Annotated in this window: 17 protein-coding genes; 9 read left to right on the top strand and 8 right to left on the bottom strand. The window is 72.1% G+C overall.

Annotation, left to right across the window (positions count from 1 at the left end; genetic code table 11):
* Nucleotides 1-122: 122 nt before the first annotated feature.
* Nucleotides 123-641, bottom strand: a complete 519-nt coding sequence (locus GTY67_RS02750) for an excalibur calcium-binding domain-containing protein (RefSeq protein ID WP_161277649.1) — start codon at nucleotides 639-641, stop codon at nucleotides 123-125.
* Between the two features lie 203 nt (nucleotides 642-844).
* Between GTY67_RS02750 and GTY67_RS02745 the strand changes: the two genes are divergently transcribed.
* Nucleotides 845-1,138, top strand: a complete 294-nt coding sequence (locus GTY67_RS02745; protein ID WP_161277648.1) for a type II toxin-antitoxin system Phd/YefM family antitoxin — start codon at nucleotides 845-847, stop codon at nucleotides 1,136-1,138.
* On the opposite strand, the gene GTY67_RS02740 is transcribed toward GTY67_RS02745, so the two are convergent.
* A complete protein-coding gene (locus GTY67_RS02740; RefSeq protein WP_161277647.1) occupies nucleotides 1,117-2,094 on the bottom strand; it encodes an ABC transporter permease in 978 nt (325 codons plus the stop codon). The genes GTY67_RS02745 and GTY67_RS02740 overlap by 22 nt on opposite strands.
* Nucleotides 2,095-2,211: 117 nt before the next feature.
* On the opposite strand from GTY67_RS02740, the gene GTY67_RS02735 reads away from it, so the two are divergent.
* The 8 genes from GTY67_RS02735 (at nucleotide 2,212) to GTY67_RS02700 (ending at nucleotide 9,259) form a co-directional block, all read left to right on the top strand.
* Entirely contained in the window at nucleotides 2,212-2,832 is a 621-nt protein-coding gene (locus GTY67_RS02735; protein WP_161277646.1) for a TetR/AcrR family transcriptional regulator, read from the top strand.
* A gap of 139 nt (nucleotides 2,833-2,971) precedes the next feature.
* Nucleotides 2,972-3,274: an urease subunit gamma gene (locus tag GTY67_RS02730; RefSeq protein ID WP_161277645.1), complete on the top strand. Its 303-nt coding sequence runs from the start codon at nucleotides 2,972-2,974 to the stop codon at nucleotides 3,272-3,274.
* 13 nt (nucleotides 3,275-3,287) lie between these two features.
* Nucleotides 3,288-3,599, top strand: a complete 312-nt coding sequence (locus GTY67_RS02725; protein WP_161277644.1) for an urease subunit beta — start codon at nucleotides 3,288-3,290, stop codon at nucleotides 3,597-3,599.
* Nucleotides 3,592-5,313 carry an urease subunit alpha gene (locus GTY67_RS02720; RefSeq protein WP_161277643.1) on the top strand — a complete coding sequence of 574 codons (1,722 nt, stop codon included), beginning with the start codon at nucleotides 3,592-3,594 and terminating at the stop codon, nucleotides 5,311-5,313. The genes GTY67_RS02725 and GTY67_RS02720 overlap by 8 nt, the downstream gene beginning before the upstream one ends.
* A 15-nt stretch (nucleotides 5,314-5,328) precedes the next feature.
* Nucleotides 5,329-5,991, top strand: coding sequence for an urease accessory UreF family protein (locus GTY67_RS02715; RefSeq protein WP_161277642.1), 663 nt, complete (start codon nucleotides 5,329-5,331; stop codon nucleotides 5,989-5,991).
* A gap of 61 nt (nucleotides 5,992-6,052) precedes the next feature.
* Nucleotides 6,053-6,730 (top strand): urease accessory protein UreG, encoded by a 678-nt coding sequence (ureG, locus tag GTY67_RS02710; RefSeq protein ID WP_161277641.1) that lies wholly within the window; start codon nucleotides 6,053-6,055, stop codon nucleotides 6,728-6,730.
* On the top strand, nucleotides 6,727-7,515 hold the full coding sequence (locus GTY67_RS02705; protein WP_161277640.1) for an urease accessory protein UreD: 789 nt from the start codon (nucleotides 6,727-6,729) through the stop codon (nucleotides 7,513-7,515). The genes ureG and GTY67_RS02705 overlap by 4 nt, the downstream gene beginning before the upstream one ends.
* Nucleotides 7,516-7,675: 160 nt before the next feature.
* On the top strand, nucleotides 7,676-9,259 hold the full coding sequence (locus GTY67_RS02700) for an alpha/beta hydrolase (RefSeq protein ID WP_343238636.1): 1,584 nt from the start codon (nucleotides 7,676-7,678) through the stop codon (nucleotides 9,257-9,259).
* Between the two features lie 33 nt (nucleotides 9,260-9,292).
* Here the strand turns inward: GTY67_RS02700 and GTY67_RS02695 are convergent, their stop codons facing one another.
* The 6 genes from GTY67_RS02695 to GTY67_RS02675 form a co-directional block, all read right to left on the bottom strand.
* On the bottom strand, nucleotides 9,293-10,324 hold the full coding sequence (locus GTY67_RS02695) for an NAD-dependent epimerase/dehydratase family protein (protein ID WP_161279941.1): 1,032 nt from the start codon (nucleotides 10,322-10,324) through the stop codon (nucleotides 9,293-9,295).
* An 86-nt stretch (nucleotides 10,325-10,410) separates the two neighbouring features.
* Nucleotides 10,411-11,127, bottom strand: a complete 717-nt coding sequence (locus GTY67_RS02690) for a lysophospholipid acyltransferase family protein (protein WP_093694601.1) — start codon at nucleotides 11,125-11,127, stop codon at nucleotides 10,411-10,413.
* A gap of 192 nt (nucleotides 11,128-11,319) precedes the next feature.
* Nucleotides 11,320-11,478, bottom strand: a complete 159-nt coding sequence (locus tag GTY67_RS34425; RefSeq protein ID WP_015607149.1) for a hypothetical protein — start codon at nucleotides 11,476-11,478, stop codon at nucleotides 11,320-11,322.
* 65 nt (nucleotides 11,479-11,543) lie between these two features.
* Entirely contained in the window at nucleotides 11,544-12,491 is a 948-nt protein-coding gene (locus tag GTY67_RS02685) for a cytochrome c oxidase assembly protein (protein WP_093694600.1), read from the bottom strand.
* Between the two features lie 111 nt (nucleotides 12,492-12,602).
* Nucleotides 12,603-13,628: a 6-phosphofructokinase gene (locus tag GTY67_RS02680; protein ID WP_093694599.1), complete on the bottom strand. Its 1,026-nt coding sequence runs from the start codon at nucleotides 13,626-13,628 to the stop codon at nucleotides 12,603-12,605.
* Nucleotides 13,629-13,771: 143 nt separating this feature from the next.
* Complete coding sequence (locus GTY67_RS02675) at nucleotides 13,772-14,500, bottom strand: glutamine amidotransferase (protein WP_093694598.1); 729 nt, start codon at nucleotides 14,498-14,500, stop codon at nucleotides 13,772-13,774.
* Nucleotides 14,501-14,534 lie beyond the last annotated feature (34 nt).

The following is a 14,534-nucleotide window of genomic DNA, read 5'->3' as shown; positions in this document are numbered from 1 at the left end:
CGCGACGGAACGCGGGGGCGGCGCAGGCCGGTCCGCGCTCACGCCCCGTCAAAAATGTACAGGACGTACAGAAGAGGGGCGTGGCTTTCGCGTTCGCGGCATCCAGGAGGGGCGGTGGGCGTCTATTCGCAGCCGACTCCGTCACCGTCGCGGTCGAGGTGGGAGGCGTACCCGGGCTCGCCCCTCCTGATGGGGGCGGCGCCCGCGGCGCGGACGGCGGTGCAGTTCCTGTAGTACGTGTACGCCCCGCCCGCGTCGTCGTCATCGTCCTGGACCGGGGCGGGCGCCTCGGCGGCAGGCTCCGGCGGCGGGGCGGTGACGGTCACCCGCACCTTCTTGATCTTCGTGACCGTCGGGGCGGGCTCCGGGTCGGCCGTCACCGTGACCTTCGCGGTCTCCGTCACGGTGACGGTCACCGTCGGCCCCGGCTCCGCCTTCTTCACCGCGGCCGTCCGCACGGTCTCCGGCTGCTCACCGGTGGCACCGATCCCGATGCCGAGCAGGAACAGCACACCGGCGGCCGGGAGTACGACGCGCTTACGGGCCCAACGCGGCCCGGTGGAAGGGCTCTGCGGCGGCACGGTGACACCAGGCCCCCAGTCCGCTTGGCGTGACGGGTGCTGCGGGTCGTTCCAATTCATCGGTCCCCCAAGGAAGTTCGTGGAGGAGCGACGCTAGTGAGCCGGGTGCACCCGCAGGAGCCAGATGTTCCGTTGGTGACGGAGTTGTGACCGAAGGGCGGGGGAGTGGTGGTCACCGCCCGATCCGAAGGGCTCCCGGCAGCCGGCTGCGCGGATGCCGCAAGGCTCCGCAACGGTCGCGTGCGCGCCTTAAGCTTGGGGCCATGGCTTACGAGATTCCGGTGACGCAAGCACGGGCGGAGCTCGCCGACCTGATCAACCGCGTCGTCTACGGCGGTGAGCGGGTCGTCGTGACGCGGCACGGCAAGCCGCTCACCGCGCTGGTCTCCGCCGCCGACCTGGAACGGCTCGAAAGGCTTGACGAGGAGGAGGCGGTGGCCGAGAGGCAGGTGATCAGCTCGGTCTCCTCGATCGGCTCCGCCGCCTCGGCCCCCGGCGAACGGCAGCGGTTCGGGATCGCCGCCCACCACCCCGGTCAGGCCGAATCGGGCGCCTGACCGCCGACGGGTGCGGCGGTCGTACGCCGCCGCCCCGCGACGAGCACCGCCGCCAGGCCGAGCGCCGACCAGAGCACGAGCGTGAGGGCGGGGCCGCCCGCCGCGCCGCCGTCGAAGAACGCGACCGAGCGCAGCAGTGACCCGCCCGCGCCCGGCGGCAGCGACTGGCCGATCGCGCCGACCGGTTCGGGGAGCAGCTGGGGAGCGCTGGTGACCCCGGAGAAGGAGTTGCCCAGCAGGATCATCAGCAGCCCGCCGACCCCGAGACCTCGTGTGCCCAGCAGGGCGCCGAGCCCCGCCACCGCCGCCCCGATGGCCAGGACGGTCAGGGCGATCGCGCCCGCCTCGGTCCACCAGTCGCCGGTGATCACGCCGAGCCAGCTGTGCGCGACGGCCGTGGCGGCGAGGCCCACCATGGCGGCCGCTCCGGTCAGCGTCAGCGCCGCCCGCGCCCCGCGCAGCCCCAGCAGGGTGATCGCCGCCCCGGCCCCCATCCCCGCCAGGGCCAGCGGCAGCACGCTCGCGCCGAGTGCGCTGCCGCGCGGGTCCCCGGAGGGCGCGGCGACCACATCGGTGACCCGGACCCGGGTGCCCTCCGGTGCCCCCGCCGTCACCGCCTCACGCAGCAGCTGGGCGACCACGGGGCTCGCGGCCGTCGCGGTGAGCACGTGCGGGCCCTCCGGTCCGGCGACCACGGCTCCGTATACGACCCGGTCCTCGATCGCCTCCCGCGCCGCCGCCTCGTCGGCGAAGCGGTGCACCTCGAAGGCGCCCTCGCGCTGCTCGAACCGCTGCTGGAGCTGACCGGCCGCGGGCGCCGCACCCGCGACGCCCACCGGGAGGTCGCGGGGTGCGATCCGGGCGGCGGGCCAGGCGAAGGACCAGAGGGCGAGCGTCACCACCAGCGGGATGAGCAGGACGACCGCCACCGCGCGGCGGTTGGGTGCAGTGGACATGGGGGCCTCGTTCCGGGTGGCGATCAAAAAGAAGGATCGTTCGTTTTTCGTACGGCCTCCACTGTCGGGACGGGGTGCTCTCTTGTCAAGAAGGAACGTTCGTTTTAGGTTGGGCCCATGGCTCGTGTATCCCAGGAACACCTCGACGCCCGGCGCCGCCAGATCCTCGACGGAGCGGCGCGCTGCTTCGCCCGCAGCGGATTCCACGGCACGTCCATGCAGGACGTCCTCAAGGAGGTGGGCCTCTCCGCCGGTGCGGTCTACCGCTATTTCCCCGGCAAGGAGGACATCATCGCGGCCATCACCGAGGAGACCTTCGCCGCCATCCGCGACGCGTTCGAGGAGGCCGGCCGCGTGGTTCCGCCGCCCACCCCGGACGTGCTGCTGAGCAGTGTCCTCGGGCGGGTGCTCTCGGGTGAGCTGCACGGGCTGGATCGCCGGACCTTCGCCGCCCTCGCCGTACAGCTCTGGTCCGAGACGCTGCGCGACCGGCGGCTCGCGGCGCAGCTGGACGAGGGGTACGCCACGATGCGCACCGCCTGGACCGGGCTGGTCGAGGCCTACCGGGACGCCGGGCTCCTGGGCGGCGACGTGGTGGCCGACCACATGGCGCGGACGATGATCGCCACCGCCCAGGGCTTCATCGTGCAGGAGGCCCTCTTCGGGGACGTACGCCCCGAGGTGCTGGAGGACGGCTTGCACGGGCTGATGTCCATGGGCCCGCAAAAGCCCAGTTAACGCAACGGAAAAACTTCCGCCCTAACGTGCAATACCTGGTCGCGAGAGCCGGGTTCCCCGTTCAACGAACTGTTGAACGGGGATAGGGTCCCGCTGCGCCCGGAGGCCGGTACCGGGCGGTAGACGATGAGGTGGAAGCGTGCAACTTACCCCGCACGAGCAGGAACGCCTGCTCATCCATGTGGCCGCCGACGTGGCCGACAAGCGCCGGGCACGCGGGCTGAAGCTCAATCACCCCGAAGCCGTCGCCCTCATCACCGCCCATTTGCTCGAAGGCGCCCGCGACGGCCGCACCGTCGCCGAACTCATGGCGTCCGGCCGCAAGCTGCTCACCCGGGACGAGGTCATGGAGGGCATCCCCGAGATGCTCCACGACGTCCAGGTCGAGGCCACCTTCCCGGACGGCACCAAGCTCGTCACCGTCCACGACCCGATCGTCTGACGGGGCCGCGCCGATGATTCCCGGAGAGATCCTGTACGGGAACGGGGGCATTGCCCTCAACGAGGGGCGTCCCGTCACCCGCCTCACCGTCCTCAACGCCGCCGACCGCCCCGTCCAGGTCGGCTCCCACTACCACTTCGCCGAGGCCAACCCCGGGCTGCGCTTCGACCGGGACGCCGCCCACGGGCTGCGGCTGCACATCGCGGCCGGCACGGCGGTCCGCTTCGAACCCGGCATCCCCGTCGACGTCGAACTCGTCCCCCTCTCCGGCCGGCGCATCGTCCCCGGCCTGCGCGGCGAGACCGGAGGTGCCCTCGATGGCTGACCTCGACAGGGCCGTGTACGCGGACCTCTTCGGCCCCACCACCGGCGACCGCATCCGGCTCGCCGACACCGACCTCTTCGTCGAGATCGAGGAGGACCGCTCCGGCGGCCCCGGACGCGCGGGCGACGAGGCGGTCTTCGGCGGCGGCAAGGTGATCCGCGAGTCCATGGGGCAGGCCCGCACCACCCGGGCCGAGGGCGCACCCGACACCGTCATCACCGGCGCGGTCGTCATCGACCACTGGGGCATCGTCAAGGCCGACATCGGCATCCGCGAGGGCCGCATCACCGGCATCGGCAAGGCCGGGAACCCGGACACCATGGACGGGGTCCACCCCGACCTGGTGATCGGCCCGGAGACCGAGATCATCGCGGGCAACGGCAAGTTCGTCACGGCCGGAGCGGTCGACGCGCACGTCCACTTCATCTCGCCGACCCTTCTCGACCAGGCGCTCTCCAGCGGCATCACCACCCTCGTCGGCGGCGGCACCGGACCCGCCGAGGGCACCAAGGCCACCACCATCACCCCGGGTCCCTGGCACCTTGCCCGGATGTTCGAGGCGCTGGAGACCTTCCCGGTCAACATCGGGCTGCTCGGCAAGGGCAACACCACATCCCGCGACGCCATGTACTCCCAACTGCGGGGCGGTGCCCTGGGGTTCAAGATCCACGAGGACTGGGGCGCCACCCCGGCCGCCATCGATGCCTGTCTCACCGTCTGCGAGGAGACCGGCGCCCAGCTCGCCATCCACACCGACACCCTCAACGAGGCCGGGTTCGTCGCCGACACCCTCGCCGCCATCGCCGGGCGTTCCATCCACGCGTACCACACCGAGGGCGCGGGCGGCGGGCACGCGCCCGACATCATCACCGTGGTCTCGGAGCCGTACGTCCTGCCCAGCTCCACCAACCCGACCCGGCCGCACACCGTCAACACCATCGAGGAACACCTCGACATGCTGATGGTCTGCCACCACCTCAACCCGGCCGTCCCCGAGGACCTCGCCTTCGCGGAGTCCCGGATCCGGCCCTCCACCATCGCGGCCGAGGACATCCTCCACGACCTCGGCGCCATCTCGATCATCTCCTCGGACTCGCAGGCGATGGGCCGCATCGGCGAGGTGATCCTGCGGACCTGGCAGACCGCCCACGTCATGAAGAAGCGGCGCGGCGCGCTGGCCGGGGACGGGGCGGCCGACAACCACCGAGTCCGTCGCTATGTCGCCAAATACACCATCAACCCGGCCGTCGCCCAGGGCCTGGACCGGGAGATCGGCTCGGTGGAAAGCGGGAAGCTCGCCGACCTCGTGCTCTGGGACCCGGCGTTCTTCGGGGTGAAGCCGCAGACCGTCATCAAGGGCGGCCAGATCGCGTACGCGCAGATGGGCGACGCCAACGCCTCCATCCCGACGCCCCAACCGGTGCTGCCCCGGCCGATGTTCGGCGCACTGGGCCGGGCGGCGGCACGCGGCTCCTTCAACTTCGTCACAGAGACGGCGATCGAGGACGGCCTGCCCGAACGGCTCGGCCTGGACAAGCAGTTCACACCGATCACCAGCACCCGGGGCGTCACCAAGGCGGACATGCGGGAGAACGACGCCATGCCGCACGTCCACGTCGACCCCGACAGCTTCGCCGTCACCATCGACGGCGAACCGGTCGAACCCGCACCGGCGGCGGAACTGCCCATGGCCCAGCGCTACTTCCTCTTCTGAGCCGGGGACCGAGCCATGTCACGCGCAGCCCTGCTCGTCCTCGCCGACGGCCGGTTCCCCGCCGGAGGCCACGCCCACTCCGGCGGCGCCGAACCGGCCGTCACCCAGGGCCGCATCCGCGACGCGGACGACCTCGCCGCCTTCTGCCGGGGCCGCCTGCACACCACCGGGCTCACGGCCGCCGCCCTCGCCGCGGCGGCCGCCCACGGCCTCGACCCGCTCGCGCTGGACGAGGCCGCCGACGCCCGTACGCCCTCACCGGCTCTACGGGCCACCGCCCGCAAGCTCGGCCGTCAGCTGATGCGGGCCGCCCGCGCCACCTGGCCGAGCCCCGAACTCGACGCGCTCGCCGCCGCCCGGCCGCGCGGCGCCCACCAGCCCGTCGTCCTCGGCCTCACCGCGAGGGCGGCCGGGCTGGACCCCGAGGACGCCGCGCACTGCGTCGCGTACGAGACGGTCAGCGGACCGGCCACCGCCGTGGTCCGGCTGCTCTCCCTCGACCCCTTCCACGCCACCGCCGTACTCGCCCGCCTCGCTCCCGAGCTGGACCAGGTGGCCGCTCAGGCCGCCGAGGCCGCCCGGCACGGCATCGACGCCCTGCCCGCCGCCTCGGCACCGCTCCTCGACATCACCGCCGAGGCGCACGCCGCCTGGCCGGTCCGCCTCTTCGCGTCCTGACCCGCAACCGATCGGCCTGCGAGCCGGACGTCCGCACACCCGCACCCCGACAGGAGCCCCCATGCACCTCGGCCACACCCACGACGGCCCCGCAGCCGTCAGCGCCGACGCCACCCGCCCCGACGGCACCCGGCGCGCCCTGCGCATCGGGCTCGGCGGCCCCGTCGGCTCCGGCAAGACGGCCACCGTCGCCGCCCTCTGCCGCGAGCTGCGCGACCGGCTCTCCATCGCCGTCGTCACCAACGACATCTACACCCGCGAGGACGCCGCCTTCCTGCTGCGCAACGCCGTCCTGCCGCCCGAGCGCATCCAGGCCGTCGAGACGGGTGCCTGCCCGCACACCGCGATCCGCGACGACATCTCCGCCAACCTCGAAGCCGTCGAGGACCTGGAGGACGCGGTCGGCCCACTCGACCTGGTCCTCGTCGAGTCCGGCGGCGACAACCTCACCGCCACCTTCTCCAAGGGGCTCGTCGACGCCCAGGTCTTCGTCATCGACGTGGCGGGCGGCGACGACATCCCGCGCAAGGGCGGCCCCGGCGTCACCACCGCGGACCTCCTCGTCATCAACAAGACCGACCTCGCCCCCTACGTCGGCTCCGACCTCCAGCGGATGGCCCGCGACGCCAAGGAGCAGCGCGGTGAACTCCCCGTACTCTTCACCTCGTTGACCTCCGCCGAGGGCGTCGGACCGGTCGCCGACTGGGTGCGGGCTCAGCTCGCCGCCTGGACCGCATGAGCGTCCACGCCACCGCCCGCCTCCGCGCCGAACCCGACGGCCGGGGCGGGACCGCGCTGCCCGTCCTGGAGTCCGCCGGGCCGCTCGCGCTCCGCCGCACCCGCTCACCGCTCCCCACCCACGCCCGGGCCACCGTCGTCGGCGCCATGAGCGCCCCGCTCAACGGCGACCGGCTGGCGATCGAGGCCGAGGCCGCCGACGGCGCACGCCTCACCGTCGACGCGGCGGCGGCCACGGTGGCGCTCCCGGGCGCACGGCCGGACGGCGAGCCCTCCACGTACGGCATACGCCTGACCGTGGGGGAGGGGGCCACCCTGCACTGGCTCCCCGAACAGCTCGTCTCCGCCCACGGCAGCGATCTGCACCAGACCACCCGCGTCGAACTCGCCCCCACGGCCCGCCTGTTGCTCCGCGAGGAGCAGATCCTCGGCCGCCACGGCGAACCCGCCGGCGCCCTCACCACCCGGCTCACCGTCCGCCGCGCTGGCCGCCCGCTCCTGGACCAGCAACTCGCCTACGGGCCCGGCGCACCCGGCGGCTGGGACGGCCCCGCCGTCCTCGGCGGCCACCGGGCGGTCGGCCAACTCCTCCTGGCCGACCCGTCCTTCGAGGACGCCCCGCTCCCCGCCCGCCTGCTCGCCCCCACCGCCGCCCTCACCCCGCTCGCCGGACCCGCCGTCCTGGTCACCGCGGTGGCCGCCGACGCCCGCCTGCTGCGCGAGATCCTGGACGAGGCGATGCGCGAACTGCTGGACGGGCTCAAAGCGGACACCGGTAACGGCTGAGTCCGCTCAGCGGACCTCCTTCACCGGTTATGGGTTCGGTAAAGAAACAGGTGTACGCCCTGGCCCCAGGAACCCCACAGACGAAAGGATCCCCGGAACGCTCCGATGGAGACCACGCCGCCACCGGCGGCGCATCGGACGACGATGGGGGAGGTTCCACGTGGGACGTACAGCAGTGCTCGGCGCGGCCGGCGCGCTGATCGCGGGCACGCTCGTGGCCGGAGCGATAACCGCGCCCGCCGCCAGCGCGGACGGCCGCCACCACGGCCGGGCGGGCGCCGAGGCGCGCGGAGTCAGGATCGCCGCCGAGCGGGCGGGCAGGGCCGGGATCGAGTGGAAGAACTGCCCGGAGGACTGGGGGCTGGCCGCCCCCATCCAGTGCGGCTGGGTGACCGTGCCGCTGGACTACGCCCAACCGGACGGCAGGAAGATCAAGCTCGCCGTCGACCGGCACGTCAGCACCGGCACCAAGGGCGAGCGCCAGGGCGCCCTGGTCTACAACCCGGGCGGGCCCGGCGGTTCGGGGATGCGCTTCCCCACCCGCATCACCACCAAGAACCCGCTCTGGACCAAGACCGCGAAGGCGTACGACTTCGTCGGATTCGACCCGCGCGGGGTGGGCCGCTCGGCGCCCATCTCCTGTGTGGATCCCCAGGAGTTCGTCAAGGCGCCGAAGGCCGACCCGGTCCCCGACAACGAGGCCGACAAGCGCGCGCAGCGCAAGCTCGCCCGTGAGTACGCCGAGGGGTGCGGCGAGCGCAGCGGCGCGATGCTGCCGCACATGACCACGCCCAACACCGCCCGCGACCTGGACGTCATCAGGGCCGCCCTCGGGGAGAAGAAGCTCAACTTCCTCGGCGTCTCCTACGGCACCTACCTGGGCGCCGTCTACGGCACGCTCTTCCCCACCCACGTACGCCGCATGGTCGTCGACAGCGTCGTCAACCCGGCGCGGGAGAACATCTGGTACCGGGCGAACCTGAACCAGGACATCGCCTTCCAGATGCGCTGGGACGACTGGAAGGCGTGGGTCGCGCAGCACGACTCCGTCTACGGCATCGGCGACACCCCGCAGAAGGTGGAGAAGGAGTGGCTGAAGCTCCGCGCGGCCGCGAAGAAGAAGCCCATCGGCGGCGTCGTCGGACCGGCCGAGCTGATCGGTTTCTTCCAGAGCGCCCCGTACTACGACTCCGCCTGGGCGCCCACCGCCAAGACCTGGAGCGCCTACCGGGCCGGTGACACCCAGGCGCTGATCGACGCCGCCGCCCCCGACATGGACGACCTCGCGGGCAACGCGGCGGCCGAGAACGGCAACGCCGTCTACAACGCCGTGGAGTGCGCGGACGCCAAGTGGCCCACCGACTGGCGCACTTGGGACCGGGACAACACCCGGCTGCACCAGAAGTACCCGTTCATGACGTGGGCCAACGCCTGGATGAACCTGCCCTGCGCCACCTGGCCGGCCAAGCAGCAGACCCCGCTCAACGTGAAGACCGGCAAGGGGCTGCCCCCGGTCCTCATCGTGCAGGCCACCCGCGACGCCGCCACCCCGTACGAGGGCGCCGTCGAACTGCACCAGCGGTTCAAGGGCTCGCGGCTCATCACCGAGAAGGGCGCCGGGTCCCACGGCGTCACCGGGCTGGTCAACCCGTGCGTCAACGAGCGGGTGGACACCTACCTGCTCACCGGGAAGACCGACCGCCGCGACGTGACGTGCACCCCGCACGCCACGCCGAAGCCGTAGGAGAGCCGTGAGGCGTACGACCGGGGCCCGGCCTCAGCGCCGGTCCCGGTCGTACGCCTCCAGCCACGCGTCCTCCGCCGCATAGCCGAAGAGCGCCTCCCCGTAGTTCCGCGCCATCTTCGGGAACGCCTCCCGCCAGTCCCGCCCCGCCAGCTCCCCGGCCAGCCACTCCACGGTCTCCGGGAGCGACTCCACGTACCCCGTCACCGGCCGGTACCCGAGCTCCCGCTCCGCCGCCGTCATGTCGTACACGACGGGATGCGCCCCGCTCCACGGCGTATCGCCCACGCCCCCCTCGGGCGCCGGGCCGTCGACCAGGACCGTCTCCGCCTCCCGTCCCAGCACCGCGTCGATCGCCGCCCCGATCTCGGCCACCGTCGGCGCCTGCGGGTCCGCCGCGTTGAGCACCCGCGAACCGGGGCGGCGGGCGGCGAGGCGGATCAGCTCGGCCGCGTTCGCGACATGCAGCGGGTGGAAGCGGCTCTCGCCGCCGTACGCGAGGACCCGGCGCCGACGCCCGTCCAGCAGCCGCTTCACGAAGTACAGCTCGCGCGGTGTGCGGCAGTACGGGCCGTGGACCGCGCCCGCCCGCAACAGGGTGACCGGCAGTGCGTCGCCCGCCGCCAGCAGCTCCCGCTCCAGCAGCGCCTTCCGGGTCCCGTACGTCGCGTCGCCCGGTGCCACCGTGCGCTGCTTCTCCGGCAGCGGCACGGGGTAGCGCGGGAAGCCGTCCGGTTCGGCCTGGGTGTCGAAGCTGCGGCCGCGGTCGTCCTCGTACACCGCACCGCTGGAGATCACGACCGCCGAGCCGACCCGCCCGGCGAGCGAAGCCAGCTGCCGTGCGTGCGTCCCGTCGAACGCCACCATGTCGACCAGGACGTCACAGCCCTCGCCGACCGCCTTCTCCAGCGCGCCTTCCTCGTCCCGGTCGAGGGCCAGCGCGCGGACCCCGTCGCCCCACCGCTCGTCCCGGCCGCCGCCGCGCGAGACGGCGGTCACCTCCCAGCCGTCCCGGGCGAGCGCGCTCACCGCCGCCCGCCCGATCTGTCCCGTCGCTCCCAGCACCCACGCGTGTCCCTGGTTCATGGGCACGACGCTAGGGGGAGCGGGACCGGCCGGACCAGCCCGCTCTGCCGGTGGCGAATTCGCCGTCAGCGTCGCAGCTTGGGGAACTTCCTCGGCGGCGCGGCCTCCTGCTCGGCGGCCTTCACCTTCGCCGCGTACTCGTCCACGTACTCCTGGCCGGACAGCTCCAGGATCGCGTACATGATCTCGTCGGTCACCGCCCGGATCGCGGCCTTCTGGTTCTCCATCCCCGCGTACCGCGAGAAGTCCAGCGGCTCACCGAACCGGATCGCGACCTGCTTGATCTTCGGGAGTTTCTGGCCGGGCGGCTGGATCTCGAACGTGCCGAGCATGGCGCACGGGATCACCGGCACCTGGGCGGTGATCGCCATGACCGCCACCCCGACCTTGCCCTTGTAGAGCCGGCCGTCGTGCGAGCGGGTGCCCTCCGGGTAGATCCCCAGCAGCTCGCCCTTGCTCAGCACGCCCAGGCCCTCGCGGATCGCCGCCTGCCCGGCGTCCTTGCCCGAGCGGTCCACCGGGATCTGGCCCGCGCTGCGGAAGAACGCGGCGGTGAGCTTGCCCTTGATCCCCGGTCCGGTGAAGTATTCGGCCTTCGCGAGGAAGGTGATGCGCCGCTTGATGATGGCGGGCATGAGGAAGTGGTCGGAGAAGGAGAGATGGTTCCCGGCGACGATCGCCGCGCCGTCCTCCGGGATGTTCTCAAGACCTTCGATACGAGGGCGGAACAGCACCCGCAGCAGGGGTCCCAGCACGACATACTTCAGGACGTAATAAAACACCTTGTGGGTGCTCCTCGCTCTGCCGGGCCGGCGTCAGGGCTGCGTTCTGCCAGGTCATGGTCGTGCCGGGGACCGTCAGTGTAGATCCCCGGCAGGACCGTGCGACCGTGGCGAACCGGTCACCCGGCTCGTACCCCGCCGCCGGGCCCGTCAGGCGTGTCCGCCGCGACGGTCGGTGTCCTGGTGGAGCGGTCAGGTGTCCTGGGTGGCCAGCATGCCGAGCGTGCACAGCCCCAGCACCACCCAGCCGAACCAGAGCCAGCCACTGCTGCCCAGCGCCACCGTGTACGCCGTCACCGTGACCAGTGCTCCGACGGTCAGATACCCCATGGTTTTCGTCGATCCGGACATGCGCGTCCCTCCTCGTCGGCCGCGCGGCCGTTCACCCCATGGTCGCCCCGGGAGCGCCCCCCGCGCTACTGTCGCGCCTGCAATGACGCGAGATAGGCGTTGTACGCCTCCAGCTCCTTGTCACCGTCGCGGTCGGCGGCCCGGTCCGAGCGCTTGGCCGTGCGCTGCTCGGAGCGATACCACTGGTAGACCAGCGCGATCAGCACCAGCACCGAGGGGATCTCGCTGAACGCCCACGCGATGCCGCCCGCCCAGTTCTGGTCGGAGAGCGCGTCGATGCCGAGGGACGCGGGCGGATTCTCGTACGTCTTGACCATCGGGGTGCTCGCCATCATCAGCGCGATCCCGAAGAACGCGTGGAACGGCATCCCGGCGAACAGCTCCAGCATCCGCATCACATAGCCGGGCCGGTGCGGGCCCGGGTCCACGCCCATGATCGGCCAGAAGAAGACCAGGCCGACGGCGAGGAAGTGCACCATCATCCCGATGTGGCCGGGCTTGGAGCCCATCAGGAAGTCGAAGACCGGGGTGAAGTACAGCGCGTACAGGCTCGCGATGAAGAGCGGGATCGTGAACGCCGGATGCGTGATGATCTTCATGTACCGGCTGTGCAGCAGCTTCAGGAGCAGCTCGCGCGGCCCGGTCCGGCCCCGGGCGGCGGGCGGCAGCGCCCGCAGCGCCAGCGTCACCGGGGCGCCCAGGAGCAGCAGGATCGGCGACAGCATGCTGATCACCATGTGCTGCACCATGTGCACGCTGAACATGACCATGCCGTAGTCGTTGAGCTTGGTGCACATCACCAGCGCGACACTCAGCACGCCCACGGTGAAGAAGACGATCCGGTTGACCGGCCAGCCGTCCCCGCGCCGACGCAGCCGCACCACGCCGTACCCGTACAGGGCGAGCGCCAGGAGGCAGCCGGTCAGGAAGAACGGGTCGGGCGAGAGCTCCAGCCCCCGTCCCAGCGTGAACGGCGGCAGATCCATGTTCATGCCGTGCCCGCTGTGATCCATCTGTTCACTCCCGATGGGGACACGTCCCCGTTTCGTGCCGGTTGTCCGGTACAGCGTAGAACTGCCCCCGGCCGCGCTCGCGGCCGGGGGCAGTTCTCAGGTACCTGGTGACTAGAGCACGCACTCCGCCTCGGCGTACCGCTCGGCCGGGACCGTCTTCAGCGTCTCGACCGCCTCCGCCAGCGGGACCATCACGATGTCGGTGCCGCGCAGCGCGGTCAGCATCCCGAACTCGCCCCGGTGCGCCGCCTCCACCGCGTGCCAGCCGAACCGGGTCGCCAGGACCCGGTCGTACGCGGTCGGCGTGCCGCCGCGCTGGACATGGCCGAGTATCACCGGCCGGGCCTCCTTGCCGAGCCGCTGCTCCAGCTCCCCGGAGAGCTGCGTGGCCACCCCGGCGAACCGCTCGTGGCCGTAGATGTCCTTGACGCCCTGCTCGAACTGCATGGAGCCCGCACGGGGCTTGGCACCCTCGGCGACCACCACGATGGCGAACTTCTTGCCCGCCGAGAAGCGCTTGCCGACCAGCTCGGTCAGCTCGTCGATGTCGAAGGGGCGCTCGGGCACCACGATCGCGTGGGCGCCGGCCGCCATCCCGGAGTGCAGGGCGATCCAGCCGGTGTGACGGCCCATCACCTCGACGATCAGCACCCGCTGGTGGGACTCGGCGGTGGTCTTCAGCCGGTCCAGCGCCTCGGTCGCGACCCCGACGGCGGTGTCGAAGCCGAAGGTGACGTCGGTGGAGGAGATGTCGTTGTCGATGGTCTTGGGGACGCCGACGATGGGCAGCCCCGCCTCGGAGAGGAGGTTGGCCGCCTTCAGCGTGCCCTCGCCGCCGATCGGGATGATGGCGTCCAGGCCGAGGTCGGCGACATGGCCCCGGGCCCGCTCCACACCGTCCCGCAGATGGGCCGGCTGGACCCGGGAGGAGCCGAGGATCGTGCCGCCGCGGGCCAGGATGCCGCCCACCGCGTCGAGGTCCAGCTTGCGGTAGTCGGCCTCCAGCAGGCCCTTCCACCCGTCGTGGAAGCCGATGACCTCGTCGCCGTGGTCCACCACCGCGCGGTGCACGACGGAACGGATGACGGCGTTGAGGCCGGGGCAGTCGCCGCCGGAGGTGAGTACGCCAATGCGCATGGCCCGGAAACCTTTGCAACGTTAAGTCGACGACCGGACCACGTCGTCCGGTTGGATCCCCGCCACCCTACCGGCGCAGGGTGGCGGGACCGAACCGTCCGTCCGCCTGCTGGACTCCGCTCAACCGAGCGGAAAACCCCTCATCAGGCGGGCTGTGTCGCCGATGCGATCCGCTCGGCGCGCAGCGCCTCGTACCAGCGGTCGTCCGTGGGCGGCAGCGCGTTGACGTCGAGGGCCAGTTTCAGCAGGTGGTCGGCGATCTGCGGGTTACGGGCCATCACGGGGCCGTGCATGTACGTCCCGAAGACCGTGTCGTTGTACGCCCCCTCCGTGCCGTCACCGGTGCCGTTGCCCCGGCCGAACCGCACCCGGGCGAACGGCCGTGCGGTGGGGCCGAGATGGGTGACGCCCTGGTGGTTCTCGAACCCGGTCAGCGCTTCGAGCCCGAGCTGCGGGTCGATGTCCGCCAGTACGTCGCCGACGCACCGGGCGCCCTCGCCGCGGGTGGAGACCACGTCGAGGAGGCCGAGGCCCTGCTCGCGCTCACCGAGGTCGTTGATGAACTCGTGGCCCAGGATCTGGTAGCCCGCGCAGACCGAGAAGATGATCGCGCCGTTGGAGGCGGCCCGGCTCAGCCCGCCGTCGCGGCGCAGCCGCTCCGCCGCGAGGCGCTGGGGCCGGTCCTCGCCGCCGCCGATCAGATAGATGTCGCCGGACGTCGGCACCGGCTGGTCGCTGCGCACGTCGACGCGCTGCACGTCCAGACCGCGCTGCCGGGCCCGCCGCTCCACGACCAGGGCGTTGCCCTGGTCGCCGTAGGTGCTGAGCAGGTCGGGGTAGACCCAGACCAGACGCAGACCGTTGTTGCTCATGCTTCGTCCTCTCCGGAGGTGGCCGGGGCCGGGG

The organism is Streptomyces sp. SID8374, from assembly GCF_009865135.1.
Classification (GTDB): domain Bacteria; phylum Actinomycetota; class Actinomycetes; order Streptomycetales; family Streptomycetaceae; genus Streptomyces.
This window is presented reverse-complemented; position numbering and strand designations above follow the sequence as displayed.

Coding starts and splice junctions, on each gene's coding strand:
- GTY67_RS02715 (WP_161277642.1), top strand. CDS start 5,329: ATGTCACGCGCAGCCCTGCTCGTCCTCGCCGACGGCCGGTTCCCCGCC.
- GTY67_RS02735 (WP_161277646.1), top strand. CDS start 2,212: ATGGCTCGTGTATCCCAGGAACACCTCGACGCCCGGCGCCGCCAGATC.
- GTY67_RS02685 (WP_093694600.1), bottom strand. CDS start 12,491: ATGGATCACAGCGGGCACGGCATGAACATGGATCTGCCGCCGTTCACG.
- GTY67_RS02720 (WP_161277643.1), top strand. CDS start 3,592: ATGGCTGACCTCGACAGGGCCGTGTACGCGGACCTCTTCGGCCCCACC.
- GTY67_RS02680 (WP_093694599.1), bottom strand. CDS start 13,628: ATGCGCATTGGCGTACTCACCTCCGGCGGCGACTGCCCCGGCCTCAAC.
- GTY67_RS02740 (WP_161277647.1), bottom strand. CDS start 2,094: ATGTCCACTGCACCCAACCGCCGCGCGGTGGCGGTCGTCCTGCTCATC.
- GTY67_RS02705 (WP_161277640.1), top strand. CDS start 6,727: ATGAGCGTCCACGCCACCGCCCGCCTCCGCGCCGAACCCGACGGCCGG.
- ureG (WP_161277641.1), top strand. CDS start 6,053: ATGCACCTCGGCCACACCCACGACGGCCCCGCAGCCGTCAGCGCCGAC.
- GTY67_RS02725 (WP_161277644.1), top strand. CDS start 3,288: ATGATTCCCGGAGAGATCCTGTACGGGAACGGGGGCATTGCCCTCAAC.
- GTY67_RS34425 (WP_015607149.1), bottom strand. CDS start 11,478: ATGTCCGGATCGACGAAAACCATGGGGTATCTGACCGTCGGAGCACTG.
- GTY67_RS02675 (WP_093694598.1), bottom strand. CDS start 14,500: ATGAGCAACAACGGTCTGCGTCTGGTCTGGGTCTACCCCGACCTGCTC.
- GTY67_RS02750 (WP_161277649.1), bottom strand. CDS start 641: ATGAATTGGAACGACCCGCAGCACCCGTCACGCCAAGCGGACTGGGGG.
- GTY67_RS02745 (WP_161277648.1), top strand. CDS start 845: ATGGCTTACGAGATTCCGGTGACGCAAGCACGGGCGGAGCTCGCCGAC.